Below are 13,128 nucleotides of genomic sequence, written 5' to 3'. Positions count from 1 at the left end.
TTGAGATTAGGAATTGCCATAGTGTGGCTTCTTTTCATAGCCGTGGCTATGTTGACTCCGGGGGATAACTTTCCAGAGCAATCATTTCAAGCAGAAGACAAGTTAATCCATTTCATTTGCTTTGGACTCCTGAGTTTTCTATGGTGTGGAGTTGGCCTGAAAAGAGAACTCGTAAACGGGTTAGAAAGCAGAGTCTTGATCAACTATCTAATCTTTGGAGTAGCCGCCGGAATAGTTTTAGAATGTTCACAACTAGTTATCCCTTTCCGATCTTTCGATTATATAGACATGATTGTCAATGAAATAGGCGGAATAGCAGGTTTATTAGCATATTTTAAGATTCCGACTACCAAGATTGGCTTGGATTAGTGCCTATTAATTATTACAATTGTTAGTCAGAAAAGAACAAAATTTAACCGTAATAAACCAAACGTATCATGGAAGCAAAAAAAACTCCCAGCGCTGATCTAACCAGAAAGTCAGGAATGTTTCTGAACTTGGGTTTGGCAGTAGCTGTAGGTGCTACCCTTGCTGCCTTCGAATGGAAGTCGTTTGACGATGGTTCATTGAAAGACCTAGGTCAAGTAACTGATAACTTCGAAGAATTGCTAGATATTCCAATCACAGAGCAGCCACCACCACCACCGCCGCCGCCAGTAGAGCAGCCTATCATTGAGGAGATTCCTGATGAGGTAGAAATCGAAGAAAAAATCGAAGTTAACTTCGATGTCGATGTAAAAGAAACTACGGTAATTAAGGAAGTGGTCATCGCTGAAGCTCCTGTAGAGGAGAAAGTAGATCAAATCTTTGACGTGGTAGAAACTCAGCCAGAACCACCAGGGGGAATGGCAGGATGGAATCAATACCTAAACAAAAACCTTAAATACCCTACTCAAGCAAGAAGAATGGGAACTGAAGGTACGGTAATCGTGGTATTCGTTGTAAATACTGATGGTTCTATTCAAGACGTTGAAGTTTTGAGAGGAATCGGCGGAGGCTGTGACGAAGAAGCAGTGAAAGTAGTAAGTGCTGCTCCTAAGTGGACTCCAGGTAAACAACGTGGTCGTCCAGTTCGTACTAGAATGAGACTGCCGATTAGATTCAAATTGAGCTAATCAAATTATATCTAAAGAAGAGACCCGAGAAATCGGGTCTTTTTTTTGGAATGTTCTTAACAACTTTTAGCTTAGTTAAATAGTGTTAGCAGATTAGCATCAGCCAGTTATGTAGTGTAATTTATTAGAATAGTTTTTCTAACCTCTAATCAAACACTCATGGAACACAAAAAAAATCCAATGCTAGACCTCAGAAAATGGTCAGGTACATTGTTTAACCTAGGCCTTGCAGTAAGCCTAGGAGCAGTTTTGGTGGCCTTCGAATGGAAGGCTAAAAATACAGAGAACATAAAGACATTTGAAGGAATGAAAGATGATTGGGATGAGATTGAGATCCCAGTGACCATCCAAACTCCGCCTCCACCACCACCGCCTCCCGTCCCGATAGAGGTAAATACGGTTCCCGATGAAATCAAAATTGAAAAAATCCCTGATTTCAAACTGGACTTAAACGCCACGGAGCAAACCAACATCCCTGAAGTAGAAATAACTGAAGCGCCCGTAAAAGAGGATGTAGATGTGATTGAAGACTTTGTAGAGGCACAAGCCATGTTTAAGGGCGGTATGGATGCTTGGTATGCCTACCTTAACAAGAACCTGAAATACCCGGCACAAGCTAAAAGAATAGGCATAGAGGGAACTGTAATAGTCAGGTTTGTGGTCAACACAGATGGATCTATTCAAGATATAGAGCTAGTCCGAACAATCGGCGGAGGATGTGATGAGATAGCTAAGGAGGTAATAGAAAACTCCCCAAACTGGAACCCTGGCAGAATTGGAGGAAGAGTCGTACGATCAAGAATGACGATGCCTATTCGCTTTAAACTCAATTAGGCTAGGACTGGAGTCAAAAAAAAATGGCTGTCTCACCAGTAGAAACAGCCACTTTTTCTATAATACGTTCAATGATTGCTCTTTGACTTTTTCAAGCTCATCTTTCATCAAAATCACATGCTTTTGCATCTCTGCATCGTTGGCCTTAGAGCCTATCGTATTGATCTCCCTTCCTATCTCCTGAGAGATAAATCCTAGTTTTTTACCTTGGCTAGTTTCCTCGGAAAGGCACTTTGTAAAGTACTTTAAATGAGTATCAAGCCTAACAATCTCTTCGGTAATATCTAATTTCTCGAAGTAGTAAATCAATTCCTGCTCAAAGCGGTTGGCATCAAATGAATTTTCGTCCAGCCACTCGCTGAAGTGATTTCGGATCTTCTGCTTGATTCGATCTTTTCGCTTCCCTTCATTTTCTTGGATCTGCATAAACCCACTGGCTATGGTGTTGATATTGCCCCGTAGCTTTTCTTCCAAAGAATTCCCCTCATCCTGTCTGAATGAATCACATTTATTTAGAGCGATAACCAGTACTTTTTTGATTTCATCCCAATCTGCCTGATCGTCTCTTTGCTCGCCAGTAACTTGGGTAATTACACTTGGTGATTGCAATGCTAGTTTGAAAATATCCTGAGAATCATCCCTAACACGTTCTGCAAGCCCTTTATATTTTTGATAAAAGAGATTAAATAACTCTTCATTAATGCTGACTGGCATTTCGGCGGATCCTTTGGATTGGAATTCAATCGAGATACTCACTTTACCACGATCCAGAATAGACTGAACCAGAGTTCTAATTTCCAGCTCTTTATCATTAAACTGCCTTGGACTTCTGATGGAAAGATCCAAAAATTTCGAGTTGAGCGTGCGTACTTCCACTTGGATCACCATTCGCTCATCCTCAAATCCGGCATTTCCGAAACCGGTCATTGACTTGATCATACTAAAATTTGTTGTTAGAAATTGAAGCCCAAAGTTACATAGAACTTTAGATCTTCGGCTTCGTAATTTCTGATTGGTCTCGCTACATCGAATTTGACGTAGTAGTTAAGCAAAACGGTTCTCAATCCTGCTCCATAACTCTGAAGCCATGGATTGTTGAAATTATTTAGGGTGATCGTAAAGGGAGATCCTTCTGTGTTGATTACTTCTGTGTTTTGATCATTTACGCGTTCCCAAGGGGCAGAATCATTCCATGCTGACCCTATGTCATAGAAACCAACCAATTGGAAATTCCGAATAAAATTAGAAGTGATATTGCCTCGTGTCAAATAGGAAAACACTGGCACTCTCAATTCCGCGGTGAAAGTAACCATATTTCTACCGCGAATCTCATCGTAATCATAACCTCTCAAATCGACAAAGTCTGCAAATAAAATATTAGAATTTTCTACTCCGGTAGGATTTCTAATAGGTGAAGATTCTGGTCTATTGGACGGCGGGCGATAAAACTCGTTAAACAACCAATTATCCATCCCTCCCAACATATAGGTCTGAGGATTATTCCCCATAAATGAGCCTGCATATAGTCTCGCAGCAAGGACAATATTCTTATGAATAGATCTATACTCTCTCAAATCGACATAAAAGTTACCGAAAGAACGCTCTTTATTATTAAAAGACTGGTACTGAGTGTAGCCGATTTTCCCTTTGAAGCCACGCTGAGAATACAAACCTAGAGGCTGAGTCCTGTCGTAAACAAACTCTGCTTTTCCTCCCAGATAGTTTACATCAAGTCGATTTTGATCGGGATCTTGTCCCATGATCAAAGAATCAGGATTAAGATTGAAGTATTGGGTTTTGGCGGCAAATGGAGCAAGCGTAAACCTTGCGTTCGCATTCAAGGGATATGAAAAACCTGCTTCGACTTTTGTTAAGACATACTTTTGGAACGTAATATCCCCCTCTGACACACGAACAGTTTTCCGGTCAAATCTTCCTTTGAAATCAACTCTACTTTTCAAATATTCATATTCGAAGAATATATCACCACCTGATCTAAAATCCAGTGTAGTCATTACCCCTCCTGTGAAAACATGATTATCGAGCAAATCCGTCATTTTTCCAGTGATACCAATACCAAAACCTCTCAATGGATCTACCACAAAGCGAGTATTGAGGCTATTGATAAAAAACTGTGGCTCCATTTCCCTTGGACCAGTCACGCGCTTTCTTAAACTTTCCTTTCTAAAAGACTCTAGCAAGTTTGTTTTAGACTCTGATGCCCCCGCCACCAAAGGCGCAGAACCAAGGTTAGCCGGCAAGGTATCGAAAGTATAGTTATCTGTGTTTATTCCATTTTTAGATTCAAAACTAAGGCGCTTGAGATCTATTGAGGATGTTGAATTCTTTGGAATCGTATCTAGGGGAACCATAGGCACGGATGGTCTGACTTCCTGGGTCACTCGTGGTTGACTTTCCCTTGCTTCTTTTTCTTCCATCAGTCTCCTTGCGGCTAGCCTTTCATTGAGACTTTTTGCCTGCTCTAGCTGAATCCTAGGCGTACTCGGCGTAAACTGATCGGCACTGGAAAATCCTTCGATCACCAAGTAACTCTCTCTTCCATCACGAATCGAATAGGCCATTCTATTCATTCTACTGTTGATGTCAAAAGCCTCGATACTTTTATTGTAGGCCGATATTTGATTTGATACCTGATTACCTATGCTCATTCGCATCAGGTTATTTATCCCACTCAAATCGCTCAAATAGACAATCGTGTTGCTATTAACTTTTCTAGGTCTGATATTCTTGCTGTTTGAATTAGTCAACTGCTTAGTGACGATTGTATCTGTCACCTGCACCATATACAGATTGTAATAATCCGGTAAAGAAGTCAACTCTAAATTTTTCCCCATTACCGAATCCGGCAAATTGGTAGCATTTGAGGAATAAATGATCGTGGAATCATTCAAAAACATAGGAGTCAGCTCATCAAAAGAATCATTGGTCAACCTTCTTCCTGCACCTCTAGCATTCAGTGTGTAGATATCAGACTTACCATTCGAAATGGCAGAAAGCACCATGTTTTTCCCAGTGCTATTGAAATCAAGACTTAGGATCTGCGTGATATTTCTTAAAAAAATCTTATCCTGATTGGATCCATCCAGTGATCTCAACCTAAGCGTAGTAAACCCTCTTTTGAAAGAGGCGATGGCAATATTTGCCGAATCTCTCCACGCTATTATTGGAGAGGTGAAATTGGCTTCCTGATCCTGAAGGGACGTACCGCCTGCGAAAATTGTTTGTTCATTCCCAGAGCTTACTTCCCTGATCTGAACCTTGTACTTACCGCCATTATTGATGACATAGGCTACATTTAATCCATCAGGACTGAATTTAATATCATTTATCGCACCTATAAACCTTGGGGAAGTTTCAGCGACTATAGCCCCTTTATTTGGTTCTTTAAAAGTGTTCGATACCTGTTTATTGATATTCAAATAATACTTTTTCCAATCCTCAGTAAAAGTCTTATAATTTAAGCCCACCGTATTTGCTATACTATTTTCCTCATTTCTGTTTATTCTGGATAGATTCAATATGCTTGACACATACCTTCTTCCGTACCGCTCGGCTATGTAATTCCAAACAGACTGGCCCACCAAGGCAGCTTCTCTTTCCTTCAATTTGAGGATTTTTGGCGTTTCATCTTCTTCGAAATAATGTCTGACGAAATCATCCATTTCTCTACTCCAGCCCTTCGCCAAATAGAGTGCTATGCCATCCACATACCACTCTGGAAAACTATTGGTAAGATTTGATTGAAAAGCATCTGAGACAGAAGAACCGTAAAGCATCTCTTCGATTATGACCTTTACAGTGCCATAAATCAAATCATCTTTGAATTCATCAACTTCACCCTTATAGGCTACTTCGGCTATTAGCCTATTGAAGTTGGTTTGCCCCTGCTCGCTATACTCCTCTTTGTTCAGGTTGATATTGCTCTGCAAAAGCTCCTCAGGAGAGTTATAAATGTAAATTTTAGGCTTGGTATAAGCCACATAACCAATCATCTGAGTTAGACGATTAAACTCGCTTTCCAAGTAATCGATGGCCATTTTGGCATTTGCTCCGCCACGGTCATAATAATAAACCTCAAAATTATTTGAGGAATAAAAGTACCATTCAAACTGCTGGTGCTGAATTCTGTTTTTCCCAAAACGCTCCTGGTCAAACTGAGCGAGGGCAAAAAATGAATTCAACCATAACCCAGCAAAAACTAAAATTCGTAGAAGGTGATATCGCATTCTATTTGCTGAAAGATGTCTTTAAATATAATTAAAATACCGAGCTATGTCCACATCGGGGTCAATTGCCTTATCATTTAGGAGATGGTCAGCCATAATATCACTAAAATAAGGAATAAGTGACACTCCTTTGGCTCCAAAACCATTGAATATGTAAACGCCTACCTCGGTAGGATGTTTTCCCAAAAATGGTTTTCTATCTCTGGTGGCAGGCCTAATTCCTGTCTTGTGGGTAATAATTTCCTCCACAGGCATCCGCACCAAATCCTGTAATTTATCCAAAAGCTCTATTTTCGCCTCATCTGTGGGGCCTAAGTCCAGATCATGTTTTGTATAGGTAGATCCCACACGATGAACTTCATCGCCCAAATGAACCCTGAACACACCTCTATTCACCACATATTCCGGTGAAAAGGCTTGCTTTACTTCCAATATTTCGCCTTTGACAGGAGCAAAAGGCAAAAAATTGAAAAAACGGGAATTCATAGCACCAAGTCCATTGCAATATATAATTGCCTTAGCTTTAACATTACGATAAGTCCAAAACTCACCTTCCCGCGAAAATATGCTTTCATCAAATTTCTCCAAAACCAATTCTTCTTGAAAATACGTAGTCATCGCATCAAGTAGATTATTGATATTCAGCCAGCCTGAATTGCGAAGCATCACTCCTCCATAAGGGTCTTTCAGATATTCAGATTGACTTTCTTGATGAATCTCCTCCAAGTAAGCTTCAAATGCAGGATTAGCACTATGTCCCATCCATTCATTTTGCTCCTCAATACTGAGAAAAGGTCTGTAAATAGCTTTTTCCGCAAGAAATTTGCTGCTTGTTAGTCTTTCCAGCTGTTGGTAAAATGGTTTGATCTCGGGAAAAAGCAAGTCTGCTTTCCAGGTTTTAACCATTTTTCTTCCCGTCACTGGATTAAAAAGCCCTGCTGCAACCCTACTGGAATTATTAGCTCCCGGCTCATCGATAATCCTGATTTTCTTCCCAGCTTGCTTCAGTCTATAGGCCAGTGCTGTACCGGCAAGTCCCTGTCCTATGAGCAAAAAATCAATTTCCATAGCCCAAAATAAAGGTTTAATTCCTTATTTTGTTCGAATTCTGATATACATTTTCCATGCTTTACATTAAGTCTTTTACATTCAACCCCTTTCAAGAAAACACTTATTTGCTTTACGACGAAAAAGGCAAAGGGACATTAATTGACCCGGGTTGCTTTGACCTGGATGAGCGAAAGGAAGTATTGGATTTTGTGACAGAAAAAAATATTCGAATCACGCAACTTCTCAATACGCATTGTCATATTGACCATGTTTTGGGCAATGCTTGGGCAAAAAAAGTCTTCGGTGTCGATCTCCTCATTCATAAAGAAGAAGCTTCAGTCTTAAAGGCAGTAGAGGTTTACGCACCAAATTATGGGTTTGTAGGTTATGAAAGCAGCCAGGCGGATGGATTTCTCGTAGAAGGAGAAGAAATCAATGTTGGTGATGAAGTGCTGAAAATCATCTTCGTCCCTGGTCATGCCCCAGGTCATGTGGTTTTTTATCACGAAAGTTCTAATCAATGCATCGCAGGAGACACCTTATTTAGAGGAAGCATTGGCCGAACAGATTTGCCAGGTGGAAATCATGAATTACTATTGAGCAAGATAAAATCGGAACTTTTCACACTTCCTGAAGAAACAGTAATCTACCCCGGTCACGGTCCTGAGACAACCATTGCTTTCGAAAAAACTCACAACCCATTCGTGGGCAAAAATGCACAATCTTGAAAATCAAATCCCACATCCCCAATGCGATAACCTTACTTAATTTACTTTCGGGAGTAATCGGGGTGATTTGGGTAATCAATGGAAATATCCTTTCAGGAGCCTATTTCATTATTTTATCCGCATTTATTGATTTTTTTGATGGTTTTGCCGCAAGGCTTTTGCATGTACAAGGTGAATTGGGAAAGCAGCTGGATTCCTTAGCCGACCTGGTTTCATTTGGAGTCCTTCCCGGTATGATTCTCTTTCAAATGACTAAAATAAATTCTTCAGTTGAGTGGCTCCCCTACTTGACCCTGATCATACCTTTATTTTCGGCTTTACGATTAGCCAAATTCAACTTAGACACGAGACAAAGTGATAAATTCATTGGGCTGCCTACGCCAGCAAATGCCTTATTTATTAGCACTTTACCTTATTTCGCCATTCAGTGGCCCTGGGTTGGCACATGGCTCACTTCGCCATTTTTTCTGGTGGGAATAGCTTGGGTTTTTTCCATCTTGCTGCTAGCTGAGCTACACCTGATTGCTTTGAAATTCAAATCTTTTTCATTGGCAGAAAACAAATTCAGATATGCACTTGTAGCTATCGGTCTGTGTATGATTATATTCTTCGGATTAGCTGGGATTCCCATTCTGATTTTAGCCTATATAGGTTTGTCAGTACTAGAAAATTCCTTGACTTGAGATGTTTAGCAATGGCCATAAGCTAATTTTCCTTCTACTTATCAACTGGCTTTTTGTTGATTCTGCTTCTGGGCAAACTTCCTATTTCAAATTCAAAATCACTGAGGAAGGTATATACCGAATAAGTAAAGATCAACTTCAAGCTTTAGGAGCTAATTCCCTAAGCGAAATTGCAGTTTATGGCTACCCAGGGATGCTACCACAGCTTTTGCACCCTGAGAATTTAGAGTTTCAGGAAATTGCAGGTTTGGAAAAAGACGATAATCTCTATTTCTACCTGCCATCTCCTCACACGTATTTATTCGAGGAAGGAAACATTGAATATCAGCATAATAGCTACTCAGATTCGATCAGTTTTCTAATTGGAGTTTCTCCTGAGGCAAATCGGATTTCAACGCTAACTGGACTATCTGGAAACCAAGAACCTTCAGTGCTCTACGAATGGAAGTGGCTCAAAGAAGATGAAAATAATATCCTGAATTCCGGACGAACTTGGTATTCTAGAGCCGTAGCACCAGGCATCACGCGCGGTTACGCTCTTCCTCTAGAAACATCCTCCAATGCAGATTGGAAAGTAGCTGCCAAATTGATGGCAAGCTCCAGCACATCTTCACAGCTCAATCTGGCAGTAGATGAGTTGCTTATTTCGGAGAGCACATTTGTAGGAATTCAAAACAGCACTTACTCGACAAAAGGTGAAGAAGTAAACGTGAATGAGCGCTTTTTACCTGTAGGAAATAAAGTAGAGCGATTGAGAATTTCATTTCAAGCCTTAGGTCCAAACGATGCTGGGTATTTTGAATACCTAGGCATCGGAGTGCCAAACACCAGTAATTCCTTAGATGAAGGGGTTTATTCCACTAATCAGGAATCTACCATTTTAATTTCCGCCTTGAATGATTTATCAGTCTGGGAAATCAGTGATTTTTATAGTCCTAAAGCTATTGACTTAAGCACTGGAGCACTTGTTTCAGGGCAAAAATTTATTGTCTTCGATGAAAATCAGACTCAAGTTATCCCAGAAATAACACCCGCTAAAGTTGATCTTCGAACTCAATCTACTTGGCCCGAATTACTCATAATCTCTCCTAAAATCCTGAGCAATTCAGCTGAAAAACTAAGCGTTCACAAACTGGGAATGGGGATTTATGCTGAAGTAGCTTATTTGGATGAAATCTATGATTCATTTGGGTATGGCAATCCCGATTTAAATGCAATTCGGAATTTTATTGCTTGGCATTTTCATCAGGGAAGAAGGCTTCAAAATGTCCTGATTTTAGGAAAAGGAACCTTTGACTACAAAGGACTTCTGGGTGGCAGGCCAAATCTGGTTCCTATTTATACTAGTCGAAATAGCCTAAATCCCCTGTCCACCTTCAGTTCTGATGATTATTTCTCACTTATTGAATTTGGCCAAGGTGAATGGGAAGAAACTAGGGAAGGTGATGAACTCATGCAAATCGGCGTGGGACGATTGCCTGTAATCAATGCTCAAGAAGCTGCTATAGTCGTGGATAAAATCATCGCTTACGAAAGCAATCCACATGCAGGAGATTGGAAAAAAACCGTAACATTTTTCGCCGACGATGGGGACAACAACATCCATCTGCGCGATTCAGAAGCTCATGGGGCATTTTTGAAAGAAAATCATCCAGAATTCAAGCAACAGAGATTATATCTGGACAGCTATGAACAGTTGAAGAATGGCGAAAGACAATCCTCTCCTCTTGCAAAAACTGCCTTAGAGGAAACGCTGGAAAAGGGCACCTTGCTACTCAATTATATCGGTCACGGCAATGAAACCACTCTTACAGCAGAAGAGGTATTCACGACCTCGGACATTGCAAACTGGGCCAATCAAGATCAACTGGCTTTATGGGTGACGGCCACCTGCGAATTTGGGAGACACGACAGTCCTTTCTTACGATCTGCAGCTGAGGAACTCTTAATTTCTCCAAATAAAGGTGCAATAGGACTACTGAGCACAGGCAGACCTGTATTTAGCAGTGTGAACTTCTCTTTGAATGAAGCCTTCTTTGAAGAAGTATTTAGACTAGAAGATGAAGAATACCAAGACTTGGGAAGCATTTTTAAAAACACTAAAAACAATAGTTTAAATGGCGCGCTTAATAGAAATTTCAGCCTTTTAGCCGATCCAAGCATGAAATTGGCCAGACCAAAATTTCAAATTCACTTTACTTCATTTAAAAACCCTTTAAATCAAAGTAATCTAGACACCCTTTCTGCGCTACAGGAGGTAGAATTTGAAGCAGAGGTAACTAATCCAACTTCAGGAGGAATTTCAAGTGCTTTCGACGGTGAATACATCCTAGAAGTATATGATAAGCCTTCTAAAGAAAAGACCTTGGGGGACGAAAGCAATCCGGCGGAATATAAAGAAAGTGAAAATCTAATTTTCAAAGGAAAAGGAAAAATAGTCGCTGGTAAGATTAAAGGTAGTATGATCATTCCTAAAAATATAGATCAGCAATTTGGAGAAGGCAGCATTCGAATCTTTGGGGAGAGTTCTAAACAAACTTGGGAGGCATTTGGTTTTAACACATCGATAATTGGAGGAATATCAAGCAAATTACCACTAGACACAATTGGCCCAACCATAACCGCTGCTTTTGGAGAAAAAAGTCAAGCTCCATTTATTTTCCCTTCCAAAACGATTGCTATGGAAGCCTATTTTGAGGATTCAAGTGGCATTAATATTTCCGGTTTTCTACCTGCTGAAAACCTGACGTTTCAACTAAATGACGGCACGCCAATAATTTTGAATGACTCTTTCACTTCGGAAAATAACACCTTTAAAACAGGTAAAGTGACGTTTGAAATCACAGGGTTAAAAGAAGGCAAGAATTTGGTAACTATCCGCGCATGGGATAACTTAGGAAACGGAAGCGTACTCAATCAGGAAATATTGGTAGAAGGAAGTGATAAACTAAGGATTTTAAATCACAAAACTTATCCTAATCCAGCTTCCATCGAGAGTAATTTTGAGCTTGAGCATAATCAGCCTGGTGAAAATCTACTAGTGACGCTTGCCGTGTACCAAACAGATGGCAAGACACTATTTATAGAAAGTGAGCGTTTAGTGAAAGCTACTGCTCAAATTGATGATTTGTCTTGGCTTTTTTTACAAAGTCAAACCAAATATCCAGCAAAAGGAACTTATATTTACAAATTAACGCTTCAATCAGAACTTGATAATTCTGTAGATTCGGTGAGCGGACTAATATTGATTCAATGAAAAAAATAGCCACAAGAAAAAGGAAAAACCTTCTTATAGCAGTTTTTACCCTGGCTACTTTATCTGCCTATGCGCAGAACAGCACAATCATCTCCGGACAGGATCCTGATCGTAGAGTGATCACTACTGCTGTACCTTTTTTGAATTTCGCTCCAGATTCTAGACACTCAGGCATGGGTGACGCAGGAGTAGCGATGTCACCTGACGCAAGCTCAGCTCATTGGAATGCAGGACAGCTTGCATTTGTAGAGGATCAAATGGGCTTTTCCCTCTCCTATTCTCCTTGGCTTGGCAAACTTGTCAATGACATGTCTTTGAGTTACTTGACAGGTTATTTCCGCATTGATGAAGTTTCGGCTTTTGGCTTTGACCTTAGGTATTTCAACATGGGTGATATTCAATTGACCGACGGAAGAGGTAATTCTTTGGGGGAATTTAATCCTAGAGATATCGCAATCGGCGGAACCTACTCCAGAAAACTTTCATCCTACCTTGGACTGGGAATATCAGCTCGATTTATCTATTCAAATCTTTCGGGAAATATTTCATCCGTAGGTGGCAACGAAGCTAAACCAGGGATCAGCGTTGGAACTGACGTTGGTCTTTATTATTCCAAGCCGATTTTCGCGGGAGCAAAAGATGCAAATTTCGCATGGGGAGTCAGCATCACGAATATAGGTCCGAAAATCACCTATAATTCAGCTGATGATTTGGATTACATACCTACCAATTTAAAGGTTGGTACTGCTTATTCTATTGATCTCGACGCAGTGAACACTCTGACATTTGCATTGGATCTGAATAAACTTCTCGTACCTACTCCTCCTATCTATGCGACCAACGAAGATGGGACATTGGAAACTGACGAAAATGGAAATCTCATTATAGAACCAGGAAATGGCAAAGACCCGAACCGTCCGCTTATTTCTGGGATGTTTGGCTCATTTGCTGATGCACCAGGAGGGTTTTCTGAAGAAATGCAAGAAGTAACGATTTCTTTCGGAGTCGAATATAATTACGATGATAAGTTTGCCTTACGAACAGGTTATTTTTATGAGAATCCAAATAAAGGCGGAAGAAAATATTTCACCATGGGCGTAGGTTTCGATTTGAAAAGACTTGGATTCGACTTCTCTTACCTTGTGCCACAACAGCAAAATCACCCACTCGCAGAGACATTACGATTCTCTTTGATGTACAATATCCCTAATTAAA

General features: G+C 40.3%; 10 protein-coding genes. 7 read left to right on the top strand and 3 right to left on the bottom strand.

What is annotated here, in order from left to right; translation table 11 throughout:
- From BM386_RS21140 to BM386_RS21130, 3 genes are all read left to right on the top strand, one after another.
- On the top strand, positions 1-369 hold the full coding sequence (locus BM386_RS21140) for a VanZ family protein (RefSeq protein ID WP_139235955.1): 369 nt from the start codon (positions 1-3) through the stop codon (positions 367-369).
- A 68-nt stretch (positions 370-437) separates the two neighbouring features.
- Entirely contained in the window at positions 438-1,115 is a 678-nt protein-coding gene (locus BM386_RS21135) for an energy transducer TonB (protein ID WP_091697842.1), read from the top strand.
- Positions 1,116-1,274: 159 nt separating this feature from the next.
- Complete coding sequence (locus tag BM386_RS21130; protein ID WP_091697840.1) at positions 1,275-1,949, top strand: energy transducer TonB; 675 nt, start codon at positions 1,275-1,277, stop codon at positions 1,947-1,949.
- Positions 1,950-2,006: 57 nt separating this feature from the next.
- Here BM386_RS21130 and BM386_RS21125 read toward each other — a convergent pair whose 3' ends face one another.
- Genes BM386_RS21125 through BM386_RS21115 form a run of 3 tightly spaced genes read right to left on the bottom strand, consistent with a single transcriptional unit; the run spans position 2,007 to position 7,264 of the window.
- On the bottom strand, positions 2,007-2,888 hold the full coding sequence (locus BM386_RS21125; protein WP_091697839.1) for a YicC/YloC family endoribonuclease: 882 nt from the start codon (positions 2,886-2,888) through the stop codon (positions 2,007-2,009).
- A gap of 14 nt (positions 2,889-2,902) precedes the next feature.
- Positions 2,903-6,196, bottom strand: coding sequence for a biopolymer transporter Tol (locus tag BM386_RS21120; protein ID WP_091697837.1), 3,294 nt, complete (start codon positions 6,194-6,196; stop codon positions 2,903-2,905).
- A gap of 21 nt (positions 6,197-6,217) precedes the next feature.
- The gene (locus BM386_RS21115; protein ID WP_091697835.1) at positions 6,218-7,264 is read right to left on the bottom strand and encodes an NAD(P)/FAD-dependent oxidoreductase; all 1,047 of its coding nucleotides are present in this window, start codon (positions 7,262-7,264) and stop codon (positions 6,218-6,220) included.
- A 56-nt stretch (positions 7,265-7,320) separates the two neighbouring features.
- On the opposite strand from BM386_RS21115, the gene BM386_RS21110 reads away from it, so the two are divergent.
- The 4 genes from BM386_RS21110 to porV are packed head-to-tail and all read left to right on the top strand — an operon-like array spanning position 7,321 to position 13,127.
- Positions 7,321-7,974, top strand: coding sequence for an MBL fold metallo-hydrolase (locus tag BM386_RS21110; protein WP_091697834.1), 654 nt, complete (start codon positions 7,321-7,323; stop codon positions 7,972-7,974).
- The gene (pssA, locus tag BM386_RS21105) at positions 7,971-8,657 is read left to right on the top strand and encodes a CDP-diacylglycerol--serine O-phosphatidyltransferase (RefSeq protein ID WP_091697832.1); all 687 of its coding nucleotides are present in this window, start codon (positions 7,971-7,973) and stop codon (positions 8,655-8,657) included. Before BM386_RS21110 ends, pssA begins: the two co-directional genes overlap by 4 nt.
- 1 nt (position 8,658) lies before the next feature.
- Positions 8,659-11,913, top strand: coding sequence for a type IX secretion system sortase PorU (porU, locus tag BM386_RS21100; RefSeq protein WP_091697830.1), 3,255 nt, complete (start codon positions 8,659-8,661; stop codon positions 11,911-11,913).
- Positions 11,910-13,127: a type IX secretion system outer membrane channel protein PorV gene (gene porV, locus BM386_RS21095; RefSeq protein WP_091697828.1), complete on the top strand. Its 1,218-nt coding sequence runs from the start codon at positions 11,910-11,912 to the stop codon at positions 13,125-13,127. Before porU ends, porV begins: the two co-directional genes overlap by 4 nt.
- Position 13,128: the final 1 nt, after the last annotated feature.

The organism is Algoriphagus locisalis (assembly GCF_900116615.1).
Lineage (GTDB): Bacteria > Bacteroidota > Bacteroidia > Cytophagales > Cyclobacteriaceae > Algoriphagus > Algoriphagus locisalis.
This window is presented reverse-complemented; position numbering and strand designations above follow the sequence as displayed.

Bases quoted from the DNA above. Each gene is read 5' to 3' on its own strand.
- BM386_RS21125 (WP_091697839.1), bottom strand. From the start codon at position 2,888: ATGATCAAGTCAATGACCGGTTTCGGAAATGCCGGATTTGAGGATGAG.
- porU (WP_091697830.1), top strand. From the start codon at position 8,659: ATGTTTAGCAATGGCCATAAGCTAATTTTCCTTCTACTTATCAACTGG.
- BM386_RS21115 (WP_091697835.1), bottom strand. From the start codon at position 7,264: ATGGAAATTGATTTTTTGCTCATAGGACAGGGACTTGCCGGTACAGCA.
- porV (WP_091697828.1), top strand. From the start codon at position 11,910: ATGAAAAAAATAGCCACAAGAAAAAGGAAAAACCTTCTTATAGCAGTT.
- BM386_RS21110 (WP_091697834.1), top strand. From the start codon at position 7,321: ATGCTTTACATTAAGTCTTTTACATTCAACCCCTTTCAAGAAAACACT.
- BM386_RS21120 (WP_091697837.1), bottom strand. From the start codon at position 6,196: ATGCGATATCACCTTCTACGAATTTTAGTTTTTGCTGGGTTATGGTTG.
- BM386_RS21130 (WP_091697840.1), top strand. From the start codon at position 1,275: ATGGAACACAAAAAAAATCCAATGCTAGACCTCAGAAAATGGTCAGGT.
- BM386_RS21135 (WP_091697842.1), top strand. From the start codon at position 438: ATGGAAGCAAAAAAAACTCCCAGCGCTGATCTAACCAGAAAGTCAGGA.